Source organism: Streptomyces sp. AN091965, assembly GCF_022698285.1.
Lineage (GTDB): Bacteria > Actinomycetota > Actinomycetes > Streptomycetales > Streptomycetaceae > Streptomyces.
In genome coordinates this window covers 8,835,412-8,860,293 of the sequence record NZ_JALDMY010000001.1, presented here as the reverse complement: position 1 = coordinate 8,860,293, position 24,882 = coordinate 8,835,412, and the positions used below count along the sequence as shown (strand labels likewise).

At 69.8% G+C, this 24,882-nt stretch carries 17 protein-coding genes and 1 pseudogene; 10 read left to right on the top strand and 8 right to left on the bottom strand.

Features of this window, described 5'->3' with window-relative positions; all coding sequences use genetic code 11:
• Nucleotides 1–164 precede the first annotated feature (164 nt).
• The gene (locus tag MQV74_RS36375; RefSeq protein WP_242727581.1) at nucleotides 165–1,523 is read left to right on the top strand and encodes an esterase-like activity of phytase family protein; all 1,359 of its coding nucleotides are present in this window, start codon (nucleotides 165–167) and stop codon (nucleotides 1,521–1,523) included.
• Nucleotides 1,524–1,551: 28 nt separating this feature from the next.
• On the opposite strand, the gene MQV74_RS36370 is transcribed toward MQV74_RS36375, so the two are convergent.
• Together MQV74_RS36370 and xylA are read right to left on the bottom strand one after the other, a co-directional pair.
• Nucleotides 1,552–1,854 carry a hypothetical protein gene (locus MQV74_RS36370; RefSeq protein WP_242727579.1) on the bottom strand — a complete coding sequence of 101 codons (303 nt, stop codon included), beginning with the start codon at nucleotides 1,852–1,854 and terminating at the stop codon, nucleotides 1,552–1,554.
• A 326-nt stretch (nucleotides 1,855–2,180) separates the two neighbouring features.
• A complete protein-coding gene (gene xylA / locus MQV74_RS36365; protein WP_242727577.1) occupies nucleotides 2,181–3,347 on the bottom strand; it encodes a xylose isomerase in 1,167 nt (388 codons plus the stop codon).
• 256 nt (nucleotides 3,348–3,603) lie between these two features.
• On the opposite strand from xylA, the gene xylB reads away from it, so the two are divergent.
• From xylB to MQV74_RS36335, 6 genes are all read left to right on the top strand, one after another.
• On the top strand, nucleotides 3,604–5,055 hold the full coding sequence (xylB, locus tag MQV74_RS36360) for a xylulokinase (RefSeq protein ID WP_242727575.1): 1,452 nt from the start codon (nucleotides 3,604–3,606) through the stop codon (nucleotides 5,053–5,055).
• Nucleotides 5,052–6,251, top strand: a complete 1,200-nt coding sequence (locus MQV74_RS36355) for an ROK family transcriptional regulator (protein WP_242727573.1) — start codon at nucleotides 5,052–5,054, stop codon at nucleotides 6,249–6,251. Before xylB ends, MQV74_RS36355 begins: the two co-directional genes overlap by 4 nt.
• A 1,059-nt stretch (nucleotides 6,252–7,310) precedes the next feature.
• Nucleotides 7,311–7,985 (top strand): N-acetylmuramoyl-L-alanine amidase, encoded by a 675-nt coding sequence (locus tag MQV74_RS36350; protein WP_374120745.1) that lies wholly within the window; start codon nucleotides 7,311–7,313, stop codon nucleotides 7,983–7,985.
• 127 nt (nucleotides 7,986–8,112) lie between these two features.
• The gene (locus tag MQV74_RS36345) at nucleotides 8,113–9,402 is read left to right on the top strand and encodes a GAF domain-containing protein (RefSeq protein ID WP_242727571.1); all 1,290 of its coding nucleotides are present in this window, start codon (nucleotides 8,113–8,115) and stop codon (nucleotides 9,400–9,402) included.
• 138 nt (nucleotides 9,403–9,540) lie between these two features.
• The gene (gene exaC / locus MQV74_RS36340; protein WP_242727569.1) at nucleotides 9,541–11,064 is read left to right on the top strand and encodes an acetaldehyde dehydrogenase ExaC; all 1,524 of its coding nucleotides are present in this window, start codon (nucleotides 9,541–9,543) and stop codon (nucleotides 11,062–11,064) included.
• Between the two features lie 412 nt (nucleotides 11,065–11,476).
• Nucleotides 11,477–12,886: an acyltransferase gene (locus tag MQV74_RS36335; protein ID WP_242727567.1), complete on the top strand. Its 1,410-nt coding sequence runs from the start codon at nucleotides 11,477–11,479 to the stop codon at nucleotides 12,884–12,886.
• Between the two features lie 140 nt (nucleotides 12,887–13,026).
• On the opposite strand, the pseudogene MQV74_RS41480 reads toward MQV74_RS36335, so the two are convergent.
• A pseudogene (locus tag MQV74_RS41480) lies at nucleotides 13,027–13,248 on the bottom strand (transposase); the annotation flags it as partial.
• Nucleotides 13,249–15,496: 2,248 nt separating this feature from the next.
• Here MQV74_RS41480 and MQV74_RS36325 point away from each other — a divergent pair.
• Nucleotides 15,497–16,180 carry a helix-turn-helix transcriptional regulator gene (locus MQV74_RS36325; RefSeq protein ID WP_242727565.1) on the top strand — a complete coding sequence of 228 codons (684 nt, stop codon included), beginning with the start codon at nucleotides 15,497–15,499 and terminating at the stop codon, nucleotides 16,178–16,180.
• Nucleotides 16,181–16,244: 64 nt separating this feature from the next.
• On the opposite strand, the gene MQV74_RS36320 is transcribed toward MQV74_RS36325, so the two are convergent.
• Together MQV74_RS36320 and MQV74_RS36315 are read right to left on the bottom strand one after the other, a co-directional pair.
• The gene (locus MQV74_RS36320) at nucleotides 16,245–16,556 is read right to left on the bottom strand and encodes a hypothetical protein (RefSeq protein ID WP_242727563.1); all 312 of its coding nucleotides are present in this window, start codon (nucleotides 16,554–16,556) and stop codon (nucleotides 16,245–16,247) included.
• Nucleotides 16,557–17,145: 589 nt separating this feature from the next.
• Nucleotides 17,146–17,919, bottom strand: coding sequence for a thioesterase II family protein (locus MQV74_RS36315; RefSeq protein ID WP_242727561.1), 774 nt, complete (start codon nucleotides 17,917–17,919; stop codon nucleotides 17,146–17,148).
• A 248-nt stretch (nucleotides 17,920–18,167) separates the two neighbouring features.
• On the opposite strand from MQV74_RS36315, the gene MQV74_RS36310 reads away from it, so the two are divergent.
• Both MQV74_RS36310 and MQV74_RS36305 read left to right on the top strand, forming a co-directional pair.
• The gene (locus MQV74_RS36310) at nucleotides 18,168–18,626 is read left to right on the top strand and encodes a metallophosphoesterase family protein (RefSeq protein ID WP_242727559.1); all 459 of its coding nucleotides are present in this window, start codon (nucleotides 18,168–18,170) and stop codon (nucleotides 18,624–18,626) included.
• Nucleotides 18,623–19,348: a 4'-phosphopantetheinyl transferase family protein gene (locus tag MQV74_RS36305; RefSeq protein ID WP_242727557.1), complete on the top strand. Its 726-nt coding sequence runs from the start codon at nucleotides 18,623–18,625 to the stop codon at nucleotides 19,346–19,348. The genes MQV74_RS36310 and MQV74_RS36305 overlap by 4 nt, the downstream gene beginning before the upstream one ends.
• A 666-nt stretch (nucleotides 19,349–20,014) precedes the next feature.
• Here MQV74_RS36305 and MQV74_RS36300 read toward each other — a convergent pair.
• From MQV74_RS36300 to MQV74_RS36290, 3 genes are all read right to left on the bottom strand, one after another.
• Nucleotides 20,015–21,643 (bottom strand): flavin monoamine oxidase family protein, encoded by a 1,629-nt coding sequence (locus MQV74_RS36300; RefSeq protein WP_242727555.1) that lies wholly within the window; start codon nucleotides 21,641–21,643, stop codon nucleotides 20,015–20,017.
• A 738-nt stretch (nucleotides 21,644–22,381) separates the two neighbouring features.
• Nucleotides 22,382–23,401, bottom strand: a complete 1,020-nt coding sequence (locus MQV74_RS36295; RefSeq protein ID WP_242727553.1) for an ACP S-malonyltransferase — start codon at nucleotides 23,399–23,401, stop codon at nucleotides 22,382–22,384.
• Complete coding sequence (locus MQV74_RS36290; RefSeq protein ID WP_242727550.1) at nucleotides 23,398–24,834, bottom strand: class I adenylate-forming enzyme family protein; 1,437 nt, start codon at nucleotides 24,832–24,834, stop codon at nucleotides 23,398–23,400. Before MQV74_RS36290 ends, MQV74_RS36295 begins: the two co-directional genes overlap by 4 nt.
• Nucleotides 24,835–24,882: the final 48 nt, after the last annotated feature.

Below are 24,882 nucleotides of genomic sequence, written 5' to 3'. Positions count from 1 at the left end.
ACTTCGGAACGCGGACCTCGGGATGCGGGTCTCGGCACGCGATCTGCACGAACAGCACGTGATTCATCCACAGGCCTCCTAGTGGTTCACTCTCACGACACCTGGCGTTCGTGAGGGCGGCTGAAGGTGGCGCCAGTACCGATCTCGTGCCCCAGGAGGCTCCGATGTCCGCGCCCGTCGCCGGTCAGCGCCGTGTCCGTCGATCCACCGCTGTCGGCGTGCCGCTCGCCCTGCTCACCGCTCTCGCGGTCAGCGGCACCGCCATCGGCGCCCCCGCCGACTCCGGGCACCAGGGAGGTGCCGCACGCGTCACCTCCCAGGCCACGCTGGGCGACATCCCTCTGGGCGAATTCAGCAACCGTCTGCTGCCCGGCACAGTACGCAACGACCGTGGTGTCGATCTCGGGGGCATAGGCAGCGACATCTACCCGGCAGGTCGCAAGGGCGAGTTCTGGACGGTCACCGACCGGGGTCCGAACGGGCAGATCAAGGTCGACGGCAAGAAGCGCCGGACCTTCCCCGTCCCCGGCTTCGACCCGGCGATCGTGAAGATCCGAGTGTCCGGGCGCTCGGTGAAGGTCATCGACGCCCTGCCGATCACCACGCGCTCCGGGAAGCCTGTCACGGGGCTGCCCAACCAGGAGGGGCGCGACGAGGCCCCGTACTCCTACGACGCCTCCAAGCCGCTCACCTACGACCCGAACGGCCTGGACACCGAGGGCATCGTCCGCGCTGCGGACGGTAGCTTCTGGCTGGTCGACGAGTACGGACCGTCGCTGGTGCACGTCTCCGCGCGCGGGAAGGTCATCAAGCGCTACGTCCCCCAGGGGCTGAAGCTGCGCGGCGCGGACTATCCGGTGGCCGAGGCGCTGCCGGGAGTGCTGCTGCACCGGAAGGTCAACCGCGGCTTCGAAGGACTCGCGCTACTGCCCGGCGGCGACCTGGTGATGGCCGTGCAGAGCCCGCTGTCGCTGCCGGACCAGGAAGCGGGAGAAGGCTCGCGCACGGTCCGGCTCCTTCGCTTCTCCCCGGGCAAGCAGGCGATCACGGCCGAGTACGCGTACCGCTTCGACCCGGTGGGTGTCGTGGACCCCGGGGAGGACGACACGTCCGAGCTGAAGATCTCCTCCCTCGTGGCCGTCGGTCGCGATCGCCTGCTCGTGGAGGAGCGCACCGACAAGGCGGCCCGGTTGCAGCTCGTGCGCCTGGACCGGCGCGCGAACATCCTCGGCAAGAAGTGGGACAACGCCGCGACGCGCCCCTCCCTGGAGCAGCTCGACGACCCCCGGGCCGCAGGCGTACCGGTGCTGCGCAAGCGCCTGGTCGTGAACCTCGGTGCTCTCAAGGGGGTGCCCGGCAAGATCGAAGGGGTGGCCCTGGTCGACCGCCGCACGCTGGCCCTCATCAATGACAACGACTTCGGGATGACGGACGGCCCCGAGGCGTTCGACAAGAACGGCCGCCTCGTCGACAGCGGCGTGGAGACCTCCGTGACGTACGTGCGGCTCCCCCGCGCCCTGTAGCCGCCCTGGTCTCAGGACTGCGGGGCCTTCACGGTGCTTCGTTGCCCGCGGGTGTCTGCAGGAGCGACTCGAGGTCGCTCGGCAGCCCTGTGGGCAGCGTCGGGAAGTCACTGGGCAGCTCCGTGGGCAGCCCTGTGGGGAGCTGACTGGGGAAGTCGCTCGGCAGGCGCGTGGGGATCTGTGTCGGGATGCTCAGGGAGGGTGTGGGGCGGGTCTCGCTGCCCTTGGTGCTCTCCGAAGGCCGTTTGTCGTCAGGGGAGTCGTCACTCGCGGTGGCGACGAGGACCCCGACGACGATCACCCCGACCGCCACGAGGGCGGCGAGCAGCATGAACAGGCCGTTGCGCCGCCCGGGCGGTCTCCCCTCGGGCGGCGGCTGCCACCCGCCGCCTCCGGGAGGTGGCCCGTACCCACCGGGCGGCGAACCGAAGCCGTCGCCCGGAGGCCCGAAACCGCCACTCCCTGGAGGTGGGCCGAAGCCACCGCCTCCAGGGGGGACATCACCGGGCGGACGAGGAGGAGGCGGTACCGGCGGCATGGTCATACCGTAAAGAGACACCTCGAACCGGTCATGACGCGACCCCCGCGCGGGAGTTGATACACACACGGGCTACGGAACAGACGGTTCCGGCACCCCACGCCCATGCGAGCCGGCCGTCAGCCCCGCGTTCCCAGCAGGTGGTCCATGGCCAGCTGGTCGAGCCGCTCGAAGGCCATCCCGCGTGCGGCCGCCGCTGCCACGTCGAACTCCTCATAGGCGCCGCGGTCGGCGAGCAGTGCCGCCAGGCCGTCGTCGGCCGTGGGCTTCGCCAGTTCGTGCAGACGCGCGTCCCGCAGTGCCTGGTGCACGTCCGGGTCGGCGCGGAACGCCGTCGCGCGCTCGCGCAGGATCAGGTAGTTGCGCATGCAGCCCGCGGCGGACTCCCACACGCCCGCGTCGTCCTCGGTGCGCGGCGGCTTGAAGTCGAAGTGGCGCGGCCCGTCGTAATCGCTCCTCTCCAGGAGGTCGACCAGCCAGAAGGCGCTGCGCAGGTCTCCCGCGCCGAACCGCAGGTCCTGGTCGTACTTGATGCCGCTCTGGCCGTTGAGGTCGATGTGGAAGAGCTTGCCCGCCCACAGGGCCTGCGCGATGCCGTGCGGGAAGTTCAGGCCCGCCATCTGCTCGTGGCCCACTTCGGGGTTGACGCCGTAGAGATCGGGCCTCTCCAAGCGTTCGATGAACGCGAGGGCGTGTCCCACGGTGGGCAGGAGGATGTCACCGCGCGGCTCGTTCGGCTTGGGCTCGATCGCGAACCGCAGGTCGTACCCCTGCTCCGCCACATAGGCGCCGAGCAGGTCGAAAGCCTCCTTCAGCCGGTCGAGTGCGATGCGCACGTCCTTGGCCGCGCCGGACTCGGCACCTTCCCTGCCGCCCCAGGCGACGTAGGTGCGCGCGCCGAGCTCGACGGTGAGGTCGATGTTCCGGATCGTCTTGCGCAGCGCGTATCTGCGGACGTCCCGGTCGTTGGCCGTGAACGCGCCGTCCTTGAAGACGGGGTGTGTGAACAGATTGGTGGTCGCCATCGGGACGACGAGTCCAGTGGCGTCCAGGGCCGCGCGGAAACGCTTCACATGGGTGGCGCGATCCGCCTCTGAGGCACCGAACGGGATGAGGTCGTCGTCGTGGAACGTCACTCCGTAGGCACCGATTTCCGCCAGGCGGCGTACCGCGTCGGCCGGGTCGAGCGGCGCCCTGGTGGCTTCGCCGAAGGGGTCCCGGCCCTGCCAGCCGACGGTCCACAGGCCGAAGCTGAACTTGTCCTCCGGGGTGGGCTGGTAGCTCATGTGCGGCTCCTCGACGGCTCCGGGACTATTTCGTCATGGCGATTGACAAATTAGTATCCTCACGCGCCGCTGAGAAGGCCGAGGCCCGCATCGGGTATTTCTGAGCGGGTGCGCCCGGGGCGGGTATCTCTGCGCGCGTACGCCCCGGGGCAGAAGACACCTCCCAGGGGTGGGCACGTCCCGGCGGGACGGACCGTGTGCTGGGCGAGAGCCCGGCACTCCCGAGAAGCGCAGAGCAGCGGAAACGGAGGAACCGATGTCGTCAGCGCCAGCAGCCGAGGGTCCCCTTGTCGTCGGTGTGGACAGTTCCACGCAGTCCACCAAGGTCCTGGTCGTCGACGCGGCCACGGGGCAGGTCGTCGCCAGCGGTCAGGCACCGCACACGGTCACCTCGGGCTCGCGGCGGGAGAGCGATCCGGAGCAGTGGTTCAGCGCCCTGGGTGACGCGCTGCGTCAGTGCGGCACCTACGCACGCGAGGCCGCCGCCGTGTCGGTCGCCGGACAGCAGCACGGCCTCGTCACACTCGACGAGCGCGCCAGGCCCGTGCGCCCCGCGCTGCTCTGGAACGACGTGCGGTCCGCGCCGCAGGCCCGGCGGCTCGTCGAGGAACTGGGCGGCGCCAAGGCGTGGGCCGACCGCGTCGGCAGCGTGCCCGGGCCGTCGTTCACCGTCACCAAGTGGGCCTGGCTCGCCGAGCACGAGCCGGCGTCGGCTCGCGCGACCGCCGCCGTGCGGCTCCCCCACGACTACCTCACGCAGCGCCTCACCGGCTCCGGCACCACGGACCGGGGCGACGTCTCCGGCACCGGCTGGTGGGCGTCCGCCACCGAGTCCTACGACGAGGACATCCTCGGCATCGTGGGCCTCGACCCCGCGACGCTGCCCCGCGTAGCGCTCCCCGGAGAGGTCGTCGGCACCGTACGCAGCGGTGATGAACTGCCCTTCTCCCAAGGCACACTGGTCGCGCCCGGCACCGGTGACAACGCGGCGGCCGCCCTGGGACTCGGCCTGCGCCCCGGCATCCCTGTGCTCAGTCTCGGCACGTCCGGCACGGTGTACGCGGCCTCAGAGCACCGCAGTACGGATCCGACGGGCACGGTCGCCGGGTTCGCCGACGCGCGCGGCGCCTGGCTGCCGCTCGCCTGCACGCTCAACTGCACCTTGGCCGTCGACCGCGTGGCCACGCTCCTGGGCCTGGGACGCGACGCTGTGGAGTCCGGCGGGTCCGTCACCCTGCTTCCGTACCTCGACGGCGAGCGCACCCCGGACCTGCCGCACGCCTCGGGCCTGCTGCAGGGGCTGCGCCACGACACGACACCGGGCCAGATCCTGCAGGCGGCCTACGACGGGGCGGTCCACGCGCTCCTGGGCGCTCTGGACGCCGTCCTCGACGCCGACGCGGACCGCTCGCAGCCGCTGCTCCTCATCGGCGGCGGAGCACGCGGCACCGCGTGGCAACAGACCGTTCGGCGCCTGTCCGGCCGCCCCGTCCAGATTCCCGACGCCCGTGAACTCGTCGCGCTCGGCGCCGCCGCGCAGGCCGCCGGCCTGCTGACGGGCGAGGACCCGGCGGCCGTCGCACGCCGCTGGAACACCGCACGCGGGCAGGTGTTCGACGCCGTGGACCGGGACGAAGCCGCGCTCTCCAGGATCGCGGACGTACTCCGCGACGCGGCTCCCCTGCTGGACGGGGACGCCCCAGCATGAGCGCACCACCCCACACGACTCCCGCCGGAGCGCCCGGTGCTCGGCTGCCCGACACTCAGCAGGGCATGCGTCGCCGCAACCTCGCGCGCGTGATGCACACGCTCGCCGCGCACGGGCCGTTGTCGCGTGCTTCCGTGGCCTCCCGGATCGGCCTGACGCGGGCAGCCGTGTCCACGCTGGTGGACGAACTGGTCCGCTCGGAGCTCTTGGAGGAGTTGGGCCCTGAGCGGCCCGGCAGGGTGGGCCGCCCCGGTTCCGCACTGGCAGTCAGCGCACGAGGGCCCGTCGGCATCGGAGCGGAGGTAGGCGTCGACCATCTCTCCGTGTGCGTGGTCGACCTGCGCGGTGACGTACGCGCGCGTACGCAGCGACAGGTCGGCAACCGAGGGCGCGCGCCCGAGCCCGTGCTCGCGGACCTCGCCTCCCTGATCCGCGAGGTCACGCAGAACGCCGAGCGGGAAGGGCTGCGTCCGGCAGGTCTGGCCGTCGCGGTGCCCGGCCTGGTCGCCCGTGACAGCCACACCGTTGTACGTGCCCCCAACCTCGACTGGCACCACGCCGACATCGGCACGCTCCTGGCGTCGGAGTTGCCCCTGATCGTCGACAACGAAGCCAACTTCGGTGCCCTGGCGGAGCTGTGGCTCGGCGACGGCGCGCCGGACGACTTTCTGCACGTCTCCGCGGAGATCGGCATCGGCGCGGCGCTCGTGGTCGAGGGAATGCTGCTGCGCGGCAGCCGGGGCTTCGCGGGCGAGCTGGGGCACGTGCCCGTCCGCCCTGACGGGCCGACGTGTGCCTGCGGCGGACGCGGGTGTCTGGAGCGGTACGCGGGTGAGGAAGCGGTGCTGCGCGCCGCGGGGCTGCCGCCGGGGCCGGACCGGGTCAGCTTCCTCGTCGAACGCGCCGCCGCTGGCGACGAAGGGGTTCTCGGGGCGCTGCGCGGAGCCGGGACCGCGCTGGGGATCGCGCTCACCGGCGCCGTCAACCTCCTCGACCCCCGGACGATCGTGCTCGGCGGCGCCCTGTCCCGTCTCGCCCCGTGGCTGCTGCCCTGTCTGGAAGCCGAGTTGGGGCAGCGCACCGCAGGCCCTGGTTGTGCCGTCGCCGTCTCTCGCCTCGGCTCGGAGGGGCCGCTGCTGGGGGCGGCGCACGCTGTGGTGCGGGCGGTACTCGACGATCCGGCGGGGGTGGCGTAGCCCCATCGGATCCGGCCGGGCGAGGTCCGGCCGACACCCGGCCCTCCAAGCGTCCGCTGCCGGGCCGTTTCAGTACGCCCCGGTATGGAATGTCCCCGCGTAGCGCATCCCTGCCCTCCCCGGCATGCTCCGTCCAGACGTGGGGCGGACCTCTGTCTCCCTGTCCCCCACACGAGTGGTCAGGTTTTCCACAGCCACCGTGCCGTACACAGATGCGCTGCGGGCACTTCCACCTCAATCGCCCATGCCCGTACGGTGATTCACGTGAGCCGGGCGCTCCGCGGACGGCGGGGCGAGGCCACGGTGATCGGGGGATTTGTATGCCAGGAATTCGCATGCCGAGGTTGCGCACGTCGAGAATTCACACCTCGCGGTTGCACGCATCGGGAGTTCACACGTCAGGGGAAATCAAGCCGGGGGCGGCGCGTCAGCTCCGCCAAGGCCTGGCTGGAAGTGTCACCCTCGTGCCCGCGACGGCGCGTGCGGGCCCGCCGCACGAACCGGATTCACCGCATGAACCGGACCTACCGAATGAACCGGGCCCGTCGCACGCCATAGACCGACCGCACGCGCGACCTACAGCCACACGGCCCAGAGCGGAGCACCACCCAATGAACACCTCGCCCCTGCTCGACATCCGCCCCGGGCCGGACGGCGACACCTGGACGGCCAGCGGTGCACCGCGCCTCGCCGTGACAACTCCCGGCACCGCGTCCGGTCCGTACATCCCAGTCGCTCCGCACGCCCCCTTGACTCCAGGCACCAAACCCGCCCCGCCCACCGAGCGCGGCCTCCCCCAACAACCCGCACAAGATTTCGACTTCAGCAATCTGGACGTGCCTCGGCTCGCCACTCACACTGTGCAAACGACCGTGGCGAACGATCCCCACACGAACCACACGTGCGTGGCGAGGCTCCGCAAGGAGCGGCCGCGCCGTCGCGGCCATGCCGCGCGCCACGAGATATGAAGCTCTGCCTGCAAGATCCGGCCTTCCACGCTCCCTGAGACGCGCACACCGCGCAGTCGAGCCACTCCCCCCACCGAGAGGCAGAACAGCCATGGATCAAGCAAGTGAACGAGCTGCGCACCAGACGCCGGACGCGCCGGGCGACAGCGCTCGACCACCGGCGCCGCGCCCGGCAAGACTCCTGCCCAGCAGGCGTCGCATCCTCCAGGGCGCGGCTCTCGCCGCCGTCCCTTCGGCACTGCTGACGTCCCCCCACGCCGTGGCGAAGACACGACGCGCGGCCGCCTACCCGCCCGTCGAGTGGGCACCGGCCAGCTCCTCGAACTACACCGCCTCCAACCGCCCCAGCAGCTACCCCATCGCCTACGTCGTCGTACACGTCACCCAGGAGACGTACGCCGACACGCTGGCCATCTTCAAGAACCCGGCGAAGAAGGTGTCCGCGCACTACGTGGTCCGCTCGACGGACGGACACATCGCGCAGTGCGTCAGCGAGCGGAACGTCGCCTGGCACGCGGGCAACTGGACCTACAACACGCGCAGCATCGGCATCGAGCACGAAGGATGGGTGGATCAACCGGAGTACTTCACCGACGCGATGTACGAGCAGTCCGCCCTCCTCACAGCGGCGATCTGCGACAAGTACGCCATCCCCAAGGACCGTCAGCACATCATCGGCCACGTCGAGGTGCCCGGCACCGATCACACGGATCCCGGACGCTACTGGGACTGGTCGCGTTACATCCGCATGGTCAACTCCGTCTGACGGTCGCTGACGACCGCGAAAGACCGGCCGCCGGGGGCGCGCGGGCGCTTGTCGGCTTCTGTTCCCGGGGTGACGATGGCAGCACCGCGCCGCTGTCATCGCCGTCATCACCGTCCGGGAGGCCGACTTGACCGATCCATGGGTGGCCCTCGAGCCCGGCGCCGACCCCGCCGAGCGGGTTCGCACGATACGTCGGGCCCATGAGCGGTTCACCGCGGCGGGTACCGTCGCCCGCCCGGTGCGCTCCGCGGTGGCCGACTCGTGGCGTCGTTCCGCACGGGCCCGGGTCAGCCCCGCGGGCACCGGGGCGTCGGTGGAGCTGACGGCCGGGGACCTGGGCGCCTATCGGGCGGAGCATCCGCTGTCACGGGTGATGCCGCTGTTCCGGGAGTTGATGGGCGGCTTCGCCAAGGACGGCGAGCATCTGCTCGCGGTGTGCGACGCGCACGGCAGGCTGTTGTGGGTCGAGGGGCACACCACGACCCGGGCGCAGGCAGGACGGATGAACTTCGTGCCGGGCGCGCGTTGGGCGGAGTCGGCGATGGGGACCAACGCACCGGGGACGGCTGTGGCCGTCGACCGGCCGGTGCAGGTGTTCGCCACGGAGCACTTCGTCCGGGAGGTCCAGTCGTGGACGTGTGCGGCCGCACCGGTGCACGACCCGCGCACCGGGCGGCTGCTCGGGGCTGTCGACGTGACCGGCGGGGACGGCCTCGCGCATCCGCACAGCCTGGCGTTCGTCCAGGCCGTGGCGCGGGCCGCGGAGTCCCAACTGGCGCTGCTTGCACCCGAGGTGGACCCCGCGGACACCCTGGAGCTGACGGCGCTCGGCCGGGAAGAGGCCTTGGTGCTCGTGGGCGGACGCAAGCGGCGCCTGAGCCGACGACACAGCGAGATCATGGTGGTGCTGGCCCGGCACCCCGAGGGCCTCACCGGCGACGAACTGCTGTGCGCGCTGTACGAGGACGAGGCGGTGACGCCGGTGACGTTGCGGGCGGAGCTGACGCGGCTGCGGCAGGTGCTTGGGCCTGAGGTGCTGCGGTCGCGGCCGTACCGCCTCGCGGTGCCGGTCACGTCGGATGTGGACGTGGTGGAGCGGCGACTGGGATGCGGAGCGGTGACGGCGGCGTTCTCCGTCTATGCGGGGCCGCTGTTGCCGGGAGCCCAGGCGCCCGCGGTGGTGCGGCTGCGGCGGCGGCTCGCCGACCAGATGCGGGCGGCGCTGATCGTCCGCGGCGACCCTGACCTCCTGTCGGACTGGGCGCACACGCCGTGGGGTGAGGACGACGTGGAGGTGTGGCGGGCGCTGGCCGCGGTGCGCCCGACACCGCCGGTGGCGGCCCGCGTGCGGTTGCTCGACCAGGAGCTCGCGGCGGAGGGCTTCGACCCCACGCTGCGATCCACGCAGCGACCGTAGGTCCGCGGCACGGCGTACGGCCCACCACCGGAGCCCCGGCCACTACGGGCGGCACGCAACGTACTTGCAACCTCGCCCTCCGTACGCTCCCGCCGAGAGCTGCCCAACGGCGGGCAGCGTGTCCGGGGAGGCAGTCACATGGCCCGTTACGCGGCGCCCGGTACCGAGGGCGCGGTCGTGTCCTATCAGGCCAGGTACGACCACTTCATCGGGGGCGAGTACGTGCCGCCGGCGCGGGGGCAGTACTTCGAGAACCCGAGCCCGGTCAACGGGCAGCCGTTCACGGAGATCGCCCGGGGTACGGCCGAGGACGTGGAGCGGGCGCTCGACGCGGCGCACGCCGCCGCGCCCGCGTGGGGGCGTACGTCCCCCGGTGAGCGCGCGGCCGTCCTGCGGCAGATCGCGGACCGTATGGAGGCCAACCTCGAGCAGTTGGCGGTGGCGGAGAGCTGGGAGAACGGCAAGCCGGTGCGGGAGACGCTGGCGGCGGACATTCCGCTCGCCATCGACCACTTCCGGTACTTCGCGGGGGTGATCCGCGCGCAGGAGGGGACGCTCAGCGAGGTCGACGACGACACGGTGGCGTACCACTTCCACGAGCCGCTCGGTGTGGTGGCGCAGATCATTCCGTGGAACTTCCCGATCCTGATGGCGACGTGGAAGCTGGCGCCCGCGCTCGCGGCCGGCAACGCCGTGGTGCTCAAGCCCGCCGAGCAGACGCCGGCATCGATCCACGTGTGGCTGAGCCTGGTGAGCGACCTGCTGCCGCCGGGTGTGGTGAACGTGGTCAACGGCTTCGGCGTCGAGGCGGGCAAGCCGCTGGCGTCCAGCCCGCGGGTGGCGAAGGTCGCGTTCACCGGCGAGACCACGACGGGGCGGTTGATCATGCAGTACGCCTCGGAGAACATCAAGCCGGTCACGCTGGAGCTCGGCGGCAAGAGCCCGAACATCTTCTTCGACGACGTCTGGGCGGCCGACGACGACTTCCGCGACAAGGCCCTCGAAGGCTTCACGATGTTCGCGCTCAACCAGGGCGAGGTCTGCACCTGTCCCTCGCGGGCGCTCGTCCAGCGCGGGAACTACAGCGAGTTCTTGGAGGCGGCCGTCGCCCGCACCGAGCTGATCAAGCCGGGCCACCCGCTGGACACGGACACGATGATCGGCGCCCAGGCCTCCAACGACCAGCTGGAGAAGATCCTCTCCTATCTGGACATCGGCCAGCAGGAGGGCGCGAAGGTCCTCACCGGCGGCCAGCGCATCGAGTACGACGGCGAGTTGGCGGGCGGCTGGTACGTACAGCCGACGATCTTCGAGGGCGACAACCGGATGCGGATCTTCCAGGAGGAGATCTTCGGTCCGGTCGTGTCGGTCGCGTCGTTCAACGACTTCGACGACGCCATCAAGATCGCCAACGACACTCTGTACGGCCTCGGCGCGGGCGTGTGGACGCGGGACATCAACACCGCGTACCGCGCCGGACGTTCGATCCAGGCGGGGCGCGTCTGGACGAACTGCTACCACGCCTACCCGGCGCACGCCGCCTTCGGCGGCTACAAGCAGTCCGGCATCGGCCGCGAGACGCACAAGATGATGCTGGAGCACTACCAGCAGACCAAAAATCTACTGGTGTCGTATTCGGCGAAGAAGCTGGGCTTCTTCTAGACGCGCAAAGGAGGCGCCTGACCTGGGCTTTCGCCCGTCAGGCGCCTCCCGACGACGAAATCATCAGCGAGTCCGTCTTGCTCGGTGATTTCCAGTTCCTCCTGCGGGAATCCCACTGCTGACCACTGCTTCCGGACCAGTCACGGACCAAACGCGCCCCGCACAGCCCTCCCTTGCCTCCCCTCGGCTGACGCGGTCCCACTCCTGCACGGACCGCTCGATGAGGCGGTTGGCCTGCTCCATGGGCGCGCCCCGCAATACGCCCACGGCCCCCGGGAAAGATCGACTTCGACGGAATGCGGGGAGTTTCCCTAAACCCGGTCCCACTCCATGAGGCCGCTCACGATCGGGGGTTTAGGGTCAACGCGTCGACGCGACAGCGTGTTCGGTCCGGACGAAAGAGCGTATGAGTATGACGGCATCCGCCACCAAGAGCGGCGCCAAGCGAACGTTAACCGTACGTGCCGGAGAGGCGAGCGGTGACCGCATACGGCTGAGCGTCTACGACATGCTCATCGGCACGGTCTACACGCCTCGTGTCTTTTTCTACCGGGAGACACTCGACGGCGAGGCGCTCCGCGCCTCCCTCGGCAGGACATTGCGCAACTTCCCGATCCTTGCGGGCCGCATGAAGAGGGATCCCGACGGCGGTCTCAGCGTGCTCTGCGACGACGCCGGTGTGCGCTTCGTCGAGGCACACGCATCCGTGCCCATGCCGGACTACGGGCCTCGCCACACGGCGAAAAAGGGGCTGGAGCGCCATCTCAGTCACGCCATGCCGTTCTGGGTGGTTGACCGCGATACGCCGCTTTTCACGGTGAAGCTCACCCATATGAAAGGCGGCGGCTCCATTCTGGGCCTCACGATGAACCACGCCGTGGCCGACGGGACCAGCTATATGAGCTTCCTGGAGAGCTGGGCGCGCGAGCACCGGGGCCTCGGGGGCCCCAAGCCCAGCCACGACCGTGGAGTCATCGACGCGCTCGCCGCGTCGGCCGCGGGTGACACCGGTACAGGCGGCGCCCATCTCACGGTCATGGAGCGAGGCCAGAAGGCCGCCTTCCTCGGCCGCATCCTGCGGGGCAGCCTCGGCAGCGTGACGACGGTGACCACCCGCTTCACGGCGGCTGAACTGGCCACCATCAAGGTGGCCGCGATGGCCGACCTCGCCGGCACGGAGCAGTGGGTGTCGACCAATGACGCGCTGACCGCCCATCTCTGGAAAGTCCTCGGCGCGTTACGGGACCGCCCCGACACGAGCGAGGAAAGGCTCGGCCTCATCGCCGACTTCCGTTCGTTCACCGGCGGAGCCGTACCGGATGACTACTGGGGCAACGCCGTCACCAATACCCGGCCCAGGATGACCTCGGCCGAACTGCGCTCCCGCCCCCTCGGCGAGGTCGCCGTGACGGTCCGTGCGGCTCATGCCGAGAACACGGAGGAGAGAATCCGCGAGGAAGTGGCATTTCTCCGTGCCGAACGCGATGCGGGGCGCTTCAAGCGCGTCATGACCACGATGGCTCTGGACGCGTTCGACAGCACGGTCGCGATCAACAACTGGTCGAAGCTGCCCTTCTACAGCATCGACTTCGGGCAAGGCACCCCCTTCTGGTACGACTTCACCTCCATGGTGGTTCCCTGGACCGTGCACATCGCGCCGACCCCGGCCGACCAGGACGGCGCCCGCGATGTGCATATGGCGCTCCCCCGTGCCCAGGTCCGTGCCCTTCAGGAGCCGTCCTGGGCCGGCCGGTTCCACCATTACGCGGATTCCGGCGAGACATTTCCGCTGACTTTCATGGATGCCAAAGCGAAGCAGTGAGCCGCTCCGCGATGACGGGGCGGATTCCACGCTGCCAGAGCAGGCGGCGGTACTTGTCGTGGTCGTAGCCGCAGTCGGCCAGGAGGGCGCCGGGCCGTCGGCGCAGCCTTCCGACGCGTCCCGCGACGGCCGGGATCTTGGCGTCTCCAGCAGGTCATGCCCGGGCCGAAGCCCAACTCCTGGGGCAGGTAATCCCCTTGGATGCCGGTGTGCAGGACGAAGAGGGCCCCGCACAAGGCTCACCGGTCCGGTATCCGCGGTCTGCCTTCGACCTGCTTCGGAGCAGGCTCAGACAGCAACGGCGCGATGAGCGACCACAGTTCGTCCGATGCGGTCCACGGCCGCGACTGACGCCTCCCCATCACCAGACCAGCGAGCCGACAAGCCAACCGTCGTATGATCAACCGCTTTTGTCGGAGCCAGTAAGACCGAGCCGGACGACGAGTCGGGCCGGGGGCTTGCCCTGGTGGCGGCGTTCGCGGACCGGTGGGGCACGGAGTCGGGCCGGAGCCGCGCAAGGCGGTGTGGGCGGAGCTCGGCTGACGGTCGGCCATGACGCCCCATGGCCACGTTCGTTCAACAGTTGTTGATTGGCCGTTGAACGGACCTCGTTACCATCCGGCACCATGAACATCCGTACCGGCCACGCCGGGCCCCCGCCCGGCAGGGCTTGGCGGGAGCCGTGGCGCCGGCCGTGCTCACGACGCTGCCGCAGGTCCTTGTGGTCGCCCAGGGACCGCCCGCCACGGAACCCGGGAGGAAACCTGGAGGATGGGCTGCTCCTTGCCTCTGCCCCCGACTTCGTGGGCCGTTCAGGAGGTGAACAGTACTCCGATCTTCGGCAAGAACGCGGACGAACCCGAAACGGTGGACTTCCAGGGCCGTGCGCCGCAAGGGACCAAGAGCCTCCTCTGAACTGGGAGGTGACCAAGTGCGAGACGCCGTTCGACGAGGCCGACGACGACCTGTTCTCCCCCAACATCGGCAGCGGCACCCGGACCTCGTCATCGTGGCCAAGGACACGTACGACGTCCCGCTCGACGACGGCAACGTCCACGTCATCGGCCGTGCCACGGACAGCGACGGGTACACAGCCCCCAAGCCCATGCTCGGCATCAGGCTGGGCGACGACACATGGTTCCAGAGCGTGCACGGAGCCAACAACACCAACAACCGGGGCGGCACCCTCAACCGCATAGAGGCAGCCAGAGAGGACGCGCAGCAACCCGGCGACCTCAACTGGGCGGCCCTCTTGGCCGCTTACCAGCCGCAAGGGCCGAAACAGCCGCTCACAACTGTCACGATTCCAACGCAGCAGCACACTAGATGTTCAGAAACGGAGTCCTTGAACATGGTTGACATCGCGAGGCAGGACAGGCAGGACTTAGGGCAGGCGGACGACGCACAGTCGTGGCCCGACGGCCGTACGCGCGGCACCATCCCGCCTGGCCGGGGTGGTGGACTCCAACATGGGCGTTGGCGTGCGGCAACGCCTCATCGGCATGGTGGCCAGCGACGGCATCGCGCTCTGGGAGACCGACGCGCTCAACCCTCCCAGCGCCGCGCTCCACTGTCCGCCACACACCTCGTGGCTGCTCTTCCCCGAGTCCGGCCGGGTGCGGCAACTGCGGCTGGTCCCACCGCTTCGTGGACGACAACTGACTCTTCAAAAATCTCCGGCGAGCGAACTTCTCGGGGTTCCGGCGCATCGCGTGTGTGATCTGTTCCCCGATGAGGGAAGACAGCCGTACCACGCCCCGAACCCCCTCCACGTTCGTCCTCATCCTCGGCGCCCGGCAGGGCGGCGGGCCGTGGCGGCCGGTGGCCAAGCGGCTGCGCGCTGCCGGACACTGGGTTACCCCCTGGGCTGCACACCCGCCGAGATCTGCGGCATCGGCACAGTCACCGCCATGGACCTTCTGGTCGAGGTCGAAGACCCATGTCGAGGTCGAAGACCCATGCCGGTTCCGCACCGACACGCAGTCCGCCCGCGGGTGCGGTGCCGCTCTACTGGCCGTCTCCTCCGGCAAGGCCACGCCCGGGCCCGCCGCCCCTCCGTGCTGCACACCGTCCACGTCCTCGAGGTCCGCTGCCACGAGTCAGCCCGATCCTTCATGACAGGAAGACATGCCCTTTTGGGCAACAACTCTGACCGGATACCTCTAGTATCGACGCATTCTGACCGCCTACCTTTCTGATTATGCAGATCAGCCACCACGGCGGCGCAGATGTCGACAACAGGGCGGCCCGGCCGTCGATACGGGAGTGGATCTGCCGAAGCGGCACCACGTGCCACTCGATCTGTCACTCCCCGACGGCCCGCTCCGGTCGGCGTCTGAAGCCGGGCCGGCGAGCAGCAAGCGCGCTCGCGGTGCCGGTCAACCCGATGACGCCCTCCGACGAGTACGCAGATTCAGTGCGTGGCCGCCCGCCCCGCAGGGGCATCGCAGTTTTTCCGCTGCGGGTCAGGTGAATCGTTGACTCGCGAAGCGAGCCAACCCTGATATCACCGCCAGCGGCACAGACATAGCACATCCGATCATTCGACTGGTTTGCAGCGCCGATTCCGCTGCAGATCTATTGTTCAGCCCACACTCGGGAGAGTTTTTCATGCTCCAGAAGACCGACCGACCGACCATGGCCGACGGCCTTCCCCTGCCCGCACAAAACACTGCTCACAGAAATCGTCGGACAAACGGGTCGCACCCTTTCACCTGCATGGCAAGTCTCGACGCCGAGCTCAACATCGAAGCAGCGAACTCCGACTTCTTCCGTCATGTCGCACGCCCCTCACGGGAGGTGTGCGGGCAGAGCATCTACGACGTGCTGCATCCGAGCGCCCGCAACGTCCTGACCAAGCATTTCAGCCATCTCTCGGACGGCCATGGCGGAAGATTCGTGGAGAAAGTGGTCGCAAAACGCGGCCATGACCAGGTCTTCTCGACCGAGATGACAGGCATAGCGATCCGGGGAGAGGGGGACGCCTTCTCCGGTGTCGTCGTCCTGATGACCCCCGACGACGACCTGTCCGAGGCGGCCCCGACAGCGAAGTCGACGCCTCTCCTCACGCCTCTCGACGCCCGCATCCTGGAAGGGGTCGCCACCGGCGCATCGACCATCCAGCTGGCCTCGCGTCTGTACCTGAGCCGCCAGGGCGTCGAATACCACGTGGGTCTGATGCTGCGCCGATTCAAGGCGCCCAACCGCGCCACGCTGGTCTCCCGCGCCTACGCGATGGGCGTCTTCACGGTCGGCAGCTGGCCGCCCCGCGTACTGCCCGACTTCGTGAAGTGACCCACGAAGAGCGGCCGCCCCGCTGTCGGCCCCGGCGGCCATCGCCGCTGAGCCGGGCGGCCGCTCAGCGGCGATGGCCGCCGATCCCCTCGTCGTCAGCGTCGTGCCAGGCCACGCTGTGGTCGAAACTCTCTTGTACGCGGACGACGTCGTGGGCGACGTTCGCCACGGTCATCTGCGTCAATGTGGCCACAGAGGCGGTCATCGAGGCCAACTGGTCCCGCGATTCGGGGTCCTCCATGTTCAACTCAAAACGGTCCAGATCATTCATCAGCCTGCGCACGTACGGAGAGTCGCCCTGGCCGTTCCGCAGCGCGTTCAGGCTGCCACGCAGCTCCATCAAGGATTTTCGGATTTCCACGAGTTCCGCGCTCATTATGCGTTCCTCCGTCTCTTCCTAACCGGCCGGTCCATCGCCACCTGTGCCGATCCAGGATCCCGGGCATGCAACTCTCGGCGCTTCGGGCTGGCCGAACCCATTAAGGAGGAAGTCCTGGACATGCGCAATACTTGTTTCAACCTCGGTGCGACATCTGGTCGTTTCCCAAAACGCGGGGCGTGCCGAGGGCTCGTGAAGTGCGTTGGGCCGGGCGGATTCTAGGGGTCGTCTCAGTGCATGCGCCCTTGATCTGCCACGCCAACCACCTGTCCTGACCTGCTCGGCCTGCACTGCCCCAGCCTCGCCCTTGAATCCGCACAGTCCCCGTCCTTCGTCTGTCACTGGAGAGCCCGCTCCGGCAGACGGCACTGGAGCTGGTCCCGACGACGGGCTGCACAGGCCATGGTCGACACCCTCGGCGTTTCCGGACGGGCGGTGGAGATACATCTGACGAGCTGTTACCGCACGATGTCGACCTCCGGCCGCCCCCGGGACTCGCCGCCGCGCTCAAGGGCGCGGGTTTGGTTCGACAGGGGGAGGCCGGAGGGCCGGACGGGGCCGTTCCAACTTCGGCTCCGGCTCCGGCTCAGACCCCGTCCGGGACGCTCCGCGCCGCGAAGTGCTCGTTGAGGACGCTCAGCACGTCAGCAGCGCGTTCGTTGAGGTAGAAGTGCCCGCCGGGGAAGATCCGCAAGTCGAAGTCGGCCGTGGTGTGCCGATGCCAGTCACGCGCCTCGTCGATCGTCGTCTTGGCGTCGCTGTCGCCGACCAGGGCGGTGACCGGGATGTCCACCGTGACGCCGGGCGGGCAGCGGTATGTCTCCACTGCCCGGTAGTCCCCGCGCAGCGCGGGCAGGATCATGCGTAGGAGTTCGTCGTCGCCGAGCACCCGGTCGTCGGTGCCGCTGAGGGCCTTGACCTCGGCGATGACCCCGTCGTCGTCGCGTAGGTGGACGTTCTCGTCGCGGTGGCGGGAGGGGGCCCGCCGACCGGAGACGAAGAGCCGTACGGGGGACGTGCGACCGTCCTGCTCGAACCTTCGAGCGACCTCGAACGCGAGGAGCGCGCCCATGCTGTGGCCGAAGAAGGTGAGCGGACGGTCGGCCTCGCCGCGCAGCGCCTCGTGCACGCGGTCCGCGAGGGTGCCGATGTCGTCGATCAGCGGTTCCCTGCGCCGGTCCTGGCGGCCCGGGTACTGCAGCGCGACGACGTCGACGTGCGGGGCGAGGGCGTTGGCGACGGGCACGTAGTAGCTGGCCGAGCCCCCCGCGTGCGGGAAGCAGATCAGGCGGGGGGCGGCGGGGGGCACCGGTTGGAACCGGCGGCACCACTGGCCGTCGTCATGGGGGCTCACACTCACGCTGCTTCCATTCCCTTTTCTCTCTTTGCTTCTGTGTATCGACTGTGGAGCATTGCCTGTTCAGGCAGACACCACACCACTATCGAGGACGCGTGAGTCCAGGGGGGTCACGCGTCGGGGAGTCTGGGCGAATCCCTTGTCCTTGGCCCGGCACGCCGGTCACGCGTTGAAGGAACGGGTGGGCCGATGGCATAAATCTGAGCGCCGGACGCGAATCGAGGCGCCGGACGCGCAGCGAGGAGTTCGGCATGCCCAGCACCACGAATCCGCGGATCTCCAACGGCGAAGCAGTACGCGGCCCCACGGGTAGACGGCTCTTCGCGGTCAGCGACCTGCACGTCGCCCACGAGCAGAACCGGGCGGCCGTCAAGGATCTGCACCCCTCCGACCCCTCCGACTGGCTGATCGTCGCGGGTGACATCGGGGCGTTGACCGCGGACGTCGAGTGGGCGCTGCGGCTGCTGGCCGAGCGGTTCGCCCAGGTGGTGTGGGTGCCGGGCAACCACGACTGGCACCGCCGTTACCGGGCAGCCACCGTGGTCTACGGCCATCCCCACGTCCCCCGCACCACCTGGCGCGACGGGGTGCCGCACCGCGAGGTGTCTCTGGGCTGCCCGCGCGCGTGGCAGGCCCGCGGCCGACCCGATCCGCTGCTGCGCGAGATCCTGTCCCGCCGGGGTGCCCTGTCCCAGCGAGGTGCCCGATGACACCGCTGATGCGCCGGCTGCTGCCGGACCTTGTCGAAGTGACCGAGGTGCGCGGCGAGTTGGTGGCTCCGCCACTGTTCCCGGAGGAGGCCGCTGCGGTGGCCCGGGCGGTGGCCAAGCGGCGACGGGAGTTCGCCACCGGACGCCGCTGCGCCCGCCTGTCGCTGGCCGCGCTCGGCCGCACGGCGGCCCCGCTGTTGCCGGGCCCCTCAGGTGCGCCCTGCTGGCCCGCCGGGGTGGTCGGCGCGATCTCCCACTGCGACGGCTACCGGGTGGCCGCGGTCGCCCACGATCGCGATCTGGCGGGGCTCGGCATCGACGCCGAACCGGCCGGCCCGTTGCCGGACGGTGTCCTCGACGCGGTGTCGCTGCCCGAGGAACGGGCCGACCTGGCCCGGCTGACGAGCGCGGCGCCCCACATCCCCTGGGACCGGTTGCTGTTCAGCGCCAAGGAGTCGGTCTACAAGGTGTGGTTCCCCCTCACCCTCAAACCGCTCGGCTTCGAGGACGCCCGGCTGCGCTTCAGCCGCGAGCCAGGAGCGGCGGGCCTGGAGCACGGCACGTTCTCGGTCCGGCTGCTGGTGCCCCTGCCGCCCGAGCTCATACGGGCGGCCGACGGCGGGGCCGTGGACCTGACGGGCCGGTGGCTGGTGGGCGAGGGCCTGGTGCTCACCGCGCTGACCCTCGCCGCGGTCGGCTCCGGCACCAAGCGCCCGGCCTGAGAACCGGCCGAGACACAGACGAGGCAGCTGATGCCGACGGCGAAGCCACCGAGACCGGCCCGGTACGGCCGCCGCGCGTGTACGGTCGGCACAAGCTGGCCCTGGACCGGTGCGCTCCTCGGGCGTCCCGCATCCGATCCTGCGGCTGAGCCGTGTCGACGCCCTCGGCGCCAGCGGCTGTACCACCTGCCGCCCACGCCCGTCCGCGCTGTCCTGGACGGGCGGGTGACGATCCACGAGGGCGCGAACCCACTCTGCACCATGCGCCGCAACCGCCCCGGCGTTCTGGGGCCCGAGAAGGCCGAGCAGCGGTCGGTACCGGGGCGGGGCCGACGAGTGTGACGTCGGCCGCCTCGGTGCCGCAGGGCGAGGGCGTCGTCGAGGGTGCGCAGCACGGGCACACCGCTCAGCCCGTCGCCGCCGGTCAGCCGCCGGGGCCGTACGCGTACCCGCGGCTGGGCCACACTCTGCACCTGGCCCAGCGCTGCGGTGCCACGGTCCTGGGCGCGACACCGGCGACGTACCGCAGCATCCTCGACATCGTCGCCCCGCCGCACAGGCCACTTCGGACCGGACACCACGGCAGCGCGACTGAGGGATCTGTCAGGAAGAAGCGGTCCGGTGTGCCGGGTGCACACGGGACCGCTTCTTCGTGGTGCCTTCGGGTCAGAACTCGTCGAGTTCCAGGGGCGCGAGCTCGGCGAACGCATCCCCCGGCCCGGGGTTGGCCGGGTGGGAGCCGCCGCCGAGATGACGTACGACACCCCACACGGCGTTGAGCGCCGTGGTGACCGCGCCCTCCGCGAAGCCGCCGGTCCAGGAGACGTCGTCGCCGGCCAGGAAGAATCCCCGCTGGTGCTCAGGCAGCTCATCCTGCATGAAGTGGGTGAACAGGCGGCGCTGGTAGCGGTAGTGGCCCGGCAGGTTGGCCTTGAAGGCCCCGGTGAACCAGGGTTCGTTCTCCCAGCTGACGGCCACCGGCGGCGCGATGATGTGCGACCGGATGTCCACGCCCGGATAGATTTCGCCGAGCGAGCGCAGGACGACCTCCAACCGCTCCTCGGCGGACAACGCGGCGACCCGCTGCGAGTCGTCGTTCCAGGTGTAGGACAGACACATCACACCGGGTCGGCCGGGCCCCTGGTCGAAGAGGTACACCGAACGCGGCAGCCGGTCAGTGAGCGTCATGCCCATCACGTCCCGCCCGGTCGCGGCGTCGACGTCCAGCCAGAACGGCCGGTCGGTGAGCGCGAACAGTTTGGAGGAACTCATGTAGTGGGTGCGCTCGATCGCCGACCGGACCGGCCCGGGCAGCAGCGCGTCGTCGCAGGCGACCCGGCTGTTCAGCAGCCGGTGCTGTCCGGTGAAGACCACCGCCCGGTAACCGCGCGTCCGGCCGTCGGCGTCGGTGACCTCGATACGTTCCCCCGCACGGCGCAGCGCGGTGACGGCGGGCCGGGGCCGGTCTTCGTGGAGCGTGGCGAGCGACGTACCGGCCGGCCAGTGCGCGAGGCCCTCGGGAGCGTGCCGCCACAGGCCCAGCGGTACCTGTTCGCAGCCTCCCTCGATGGCCTGCTGGTCGACGTCGGCCTCGGTGTAGACGACGCGGAGGATCTCCAGCATCGAGTTGGGGAAGTCGGTGTCCCAGCCGCCGGTGCCGAAGCCGACCTGCCCGAAGAGCTCACGGAGCCGGAAGGAGGCGAAGGCGGGCGTGGAACTGAGGAAGCCGTAGAAGGACTGGTCGTCCAGCAGCGGCACGAGGCGGTTCCACATCGCCTTGATCGTGGCCGTGTCCCGGGTGCGGATCGCCTCCTGCATGAGCCATACGTCGGCATGCTCGCGCAACGTCTTGTCCCAGGCGTCAGCGACCTCCCGGTAGACGGGCGGCAGATCGGCCTCGGTCCGGGCCCAGTGGCTGACGCCGCCGATGTCCAACACCGTCATGGGGGTGCAGGGGCTGAGCGGGTTGGCGAACGGCGTGGTGCGCAGGCCCAGCGTGCGGACGTAGTGGAACAGCGCGGCGGCCGAGAGCGGGAACCGCATGGCCCCCAGCTCGGCCACCTCGTCCGGAAACCCGTCGAAGCCGACGGAGCGCATCCGGCCGCCCAGGCGTCCCGCCTCGTGGAGAACCGGACGCAGTCCCATCCGCATCAGTTCGTACGCGGCGACCAGCCCGGCCACCCCGCCGCCGACGATCGCGACCTCGGTTCCCACGGCGTCGGCCGGGACGCCGCCCAGGCCCGCCGGGTGGCGCAGCCAGTCGTCGTAGGCGAAGGGAAAGTCGGGGCAGAGCATGGTGATTCGAGAGCTCGACGGGCCACTCCCGTGGAGGGCAGTGAGGAGCATGTGGACCTATCTCCCTGTGGTGGGTGGGCGATCCATAGCCCAGCACGCCATGCGGGGCACGGACCAGTGAGGACAGAGGACTCTAGGGAATTGCTGGTCACGGCCGCCCAGCACCGACCAGCCCGGACCACCGCCATGGCCCACCTGCCCGCCTTGCATTCGCACAGGTAAGTGGCACCCGGTGGGAATCACGTACACGAAGCGGTAGACCGAGGAGCGAAGGGGTCGGATCGTCCGTGGCGCAGCGCGCTGTGGAGCGTGGTCCCCGGGTCGGAATCGCCGTGCTCTGCGTGGCGTTGACCGCGAAGCAGCCCTGGGGCGGGTCCGGTTTCGGGGCCGCCGCGCTGATGTCCGGGAGGTCCCGGACGGTGTCCGGGGCCGGTGTCCGCGACGCGCGGATGCCGGCCGAGCCCGGCTCCGCGGCACCGGAGAGGAAGCGGTCGAGCACGTCCGGATACAGTCCGCGCTCGGACCCGTGAGTCCCGTACGGGCTGCCCGCGCGATGCCCGGTTCGTCCACCAGGTCGCCGGTGGACGTCCCCTCGTGGCCATGGCGCCGGAACAGCCGCATCGCGGCGTCCGGCGCGGCCTCCGGATCGAATTCCTCCCCCGTGCCATGCGGGCACGCTTGCTCTGGGAGCGATCGGTCAATGACATGGTGGGCGCTGCCCGGGGGCAGCGCCCACCATCACCGCCTCGCCCGGCGGGCGCTCCTCTGCCGGACCCGTGGGCGCATCGCCTTGCGGGCGTCGATGGCCACTACCTCGAAGTTGTCCACAGTACGGTTCACCCGGCCGAAGAGATTGTCCGGGCCCGCGATGCAGACCTTGGTGATGCCTTGCTCCCGCATCGTTTCCACCATGTCCGGCCAGCGGATCGGGTGGTCGAAGGTGTCGAGCAGCATGGTGCGCACACCGTCCGCGCCGGTCAGCAGTTCGCCGTTCTGGTCGGCGACGACCGGCAGCTTGGGGTCAGCCACCTCGAAGGTGCCGAGGACCTCCTCCTCCGCCTTGCGGCGCAGGGCGCCGAACGCCGGGGCGTGCACGGGCGGCCACATGGTGTACATGTTGTACCCCCCGAGCTCGCCGATCCGCTTCTTGAACCGGTCGAGCACGGGCTCGCGCAGGGACACGAGGTAGAAGCCCTGGTCGATGTAGCCGGAGACGTCGTGCCACTCCCCCTCGGCATCCAGATCGGCCAGCGCCTCCTGAAGCCGCTCCTCCGGGGTGTGGATCACGCAGTGCGTGACCGCCTCACGGTGCTCCTGCCGGAAGTACTCCTCCTCGCAGCGCGCCAGTTCGGCGGTGAGCCGCACGGTCTCCTCGAACGGCAGGGACCCCGCGTAGGTCACCGCGGCCCGCTGGCCGAAGCTCGGTCCCGCGCACAGCTCGGGCCGCTCTCCCAGCGTCTCCTCCGCCCAGTCGGCGAGGGAGAGACAGACCGTCAGGAAGGCGATCTGGGTGTGCGCGGTGTACTGCCCCTCCTCTTCGGCGTCCGACTGGCGGTACCGGTCGAACACGGAGTACCCCACCACCTCGTCGGCGATCGCGAGCCGGCGCCGGGCATGGGGGTTGGTCAGCAGGAACTCGCCCACATCGGTGAAGCGGAAGGGCCCCATCCCGGGGAAGACCATCGCCGTGCGGCCGGTCTCCGGATCGGATGTCCGCACCTCTGCGGCCTGCGGCTCGGTGCTCTGCTGCTCCGTCATGCCTTCGCTCGCGGCGCCAGGTCGAGAGCCAGCTGCTCGAGCTGTCGTTTGTCGGGCTTGCCGTTTCGGTTCAGGGGGAATCGCTCCAGGACGTGAATGCGGTTGGGGTGCTCGAAGTCGGGCAGCAGGGAGGTGATCGGCTCCCGCCAGTGCCGCGGCTCGCGCCGCTGCTCGTCCTCCACGAAGAAGACGAGCTGGCAGCCGCGCTGTTCGTCGGGGACCGGGACGATCTTGACGAGGCAGCCGGCCGCGGCCAGCTTGTGCTCGATGATCTCGGGGTAGAGCGTGTGGCCGTTGCGGTGCGCCGCGGCCTTCCTGCCGAGGACGAAGAGGTTGTCCCCGGCGTCCAGATAGCCGAAGTCGCCGGTGGGGTACCAGTCGGTCCTGGCCGGGTCGACAGGGGTGACCGTGCCGTCCTCCGCCAGATAGCCCTCCATCAGGTCGGGCGAGTGGATCTGGATCTCCCCGACCTCGCCGGAGGTGAGGACGGCGCCCTCGTCGTCGACGATCCGCAGCTTCAGGCCCTCGACGGCCCGCCCGCAGGCGACCGCGTTGTCCTCGGTCGCGAAGGCCACGTTCCCGGCCTCGGTGCTGCCGTAGCTGTCAAGCAGGGGCAGTCCGAATCGCTCGACGTAGTCGGCGACCAGGCCGGGGTCCAGCGGGGCCGCCCCGCTGCAGAACATCCGGACACCCGACAACTCGTCCGCCAGGGCGGGCTTGCTGCCGATCATGTTGAGCATGCTGCGGTAGCTGGCCGGGGTGGCGTCGACCACCGTGGCCCCGCAGGTGCCCGCCATGGTCATCGCCCGGTCAAGGCGTCGGTAGGGCGCGATGACCAGCGAGCACTTCACCAGCCAGGCGATGAGCACCATGGACAGCCCGTACTGGTGGGAGAAGGGCAGCAGCGGCAGCAGGACGTCATCGGAACGATGGCCCACCTGCTGGGCGTTGCGCTCCAGGTTCTTCAGGAACTTCGCCCCGGTCTTGACGATGCCCTTGGGCTCCCCGGTGGATCCGGAGGACCACATGATCAGGCCGTCGGGCAGCTCGCACCAGGTGTCGAGGGACAGCTGCCGCTCGGCGGGGGTCTGCTCCATGGACGCCATGAGCAGCTCGTAGACGGTGACCCGGGCCGGGCCGCTCTTGGGCATCGGGGTGTCGTCGTCGACCACACAGATCTTGACCCCGGCCCGGTCGCAGATGCGCTGGGTGGCCTCCGCCCGCTCCTGGTGGTCGACCATGACGATCGACGCGCCGGCGTGCATCAGGGCGAGGAGGACCCCGACGAAGCCGGCGGAGTTGCTGGCCTTCAGCATGACCCGGGTGCCGTCGCCGACCCCGCGCTCACGGAGGGCTTCGGCGATGGCCAGGGCCCTCTGTTCGAACTCGGGAAGCGCATGCACCGCTTCCGTCGCAAAGACCTTTGCGGTCATCGGGTTTCACTGAGCCTTTCTTCTTCTTGAAGTCTCTTGGGGTGGGAG

Excerpts from the sequence above, each read along its gene's own strand:
- MQV74_RS36355 (WP_242727573.1), top strand. The coding sequence starts at position 5,052 with ATGAGCGCACCACCCCACACGACTCCCGCCGGAGCGCCCGGTGCTCGG.
- MQV74_RS36370 (WP_242727579.1), bottom strand. The coding sequence starts at position 1,854 with ATGCTGCTCGCCGCCCTCGTGGCGGTCGGGGTGATCGTCGTCGGGGTC.
- xylB (WP_242727575.1), top strand. The coding sequence starts at position 3,604 with ATGTCGTCAGCGCCAGCAGCCGAGGGTCCCCTTGTCGTCGGTGTGGAC.
- MQV74_RS36325 (WP_242727565.1), top strand. The coding sequence starts at position 15,497 with ATGCTCCAGAAGACCGACCGACCGACCATGGCCGACGGCCTTCCCCTG.
- MQV74_RS36295 (WP_242727553.1), bottom strand. The coding sequence starts at position 23,401 with ATGACGGAGCAGCAGAGCACCGAGCCGCAGGCCGCAGAGGTGCGGACA.
- MQV74_RS36300 (WP_242727555.1), bottom strand. The coding sequence starts at position 21,643 with ATGCTCTGCCCCGACTTTCCCTTCGCCTACGACGACTGGCTGCGCCAC.
- MQV74_RS36335 (WP_242727567.1), top strand. The coding sequence starts at position 11,477 with ATGACGGCATCCGCCACCAAGAGCGGCGCCAAGCGAACGTTAACCGTA.
- xylA (WP_242727577.1), bottom strand. The coding sequence starts at position 3,347 with ATGAGCTACCAGCCCACCCCGGAGGACAAGTTCAGCTTCGGCCTGTGG.
- MQV74_RS36320 (WP_242727563.1), bottom strand. The coding sequence starts at position 16,556 with ATGAGCGCGGAACTCGTGGAAATCCGAAAATCCTTGATGGAGCTGCGT.
- MQV74_RS36305 (WP_242727557.1), top strand. The coding sequence starts at position 18,623 with ATGACACCGCTGATGCGCCGGCTGCTGCCGGACCTTGTCGAAGTGACC.
- MQV74_RS36375 (WP_242727581.1), top strand. The coding sequence starts at position 165 with ATGTCCGCGCCCGTCGCCGGTCAGCGCCGTGTCCGTCGATCCACCGCT.
- exaC (WP_242727569.1), top strand. The coding sequence starts at position 9,541 with ATGGCCCGTTACGCGGCGCCCGGTACCGAGGGCGCGGTCGTGTCCTAT.
- MQV74_RS36350 (WP_374120745.1), top strand. The coding sequence starts at position 7,311 with ATGGATCAAGCAAGTGAACGAGCTGCGCACCAGACGCCGGACGCGCCG.
- MQV74_RS36290 (WP_242727550.1), bottom strand. The coding sequence starts at position 24,834 with ATGACCGCAAAGGTCTTTGCGACGGAAGCGGTGCATGCGCTTCCCGAG.
- MQV74_RS36310 (WP_242727559.1), top strand. The coding sequence starts at position 18,168 with ATGCCCAGCACCACGAATCCGCGGATCTCCAACGGCGAAGCAGTACGC.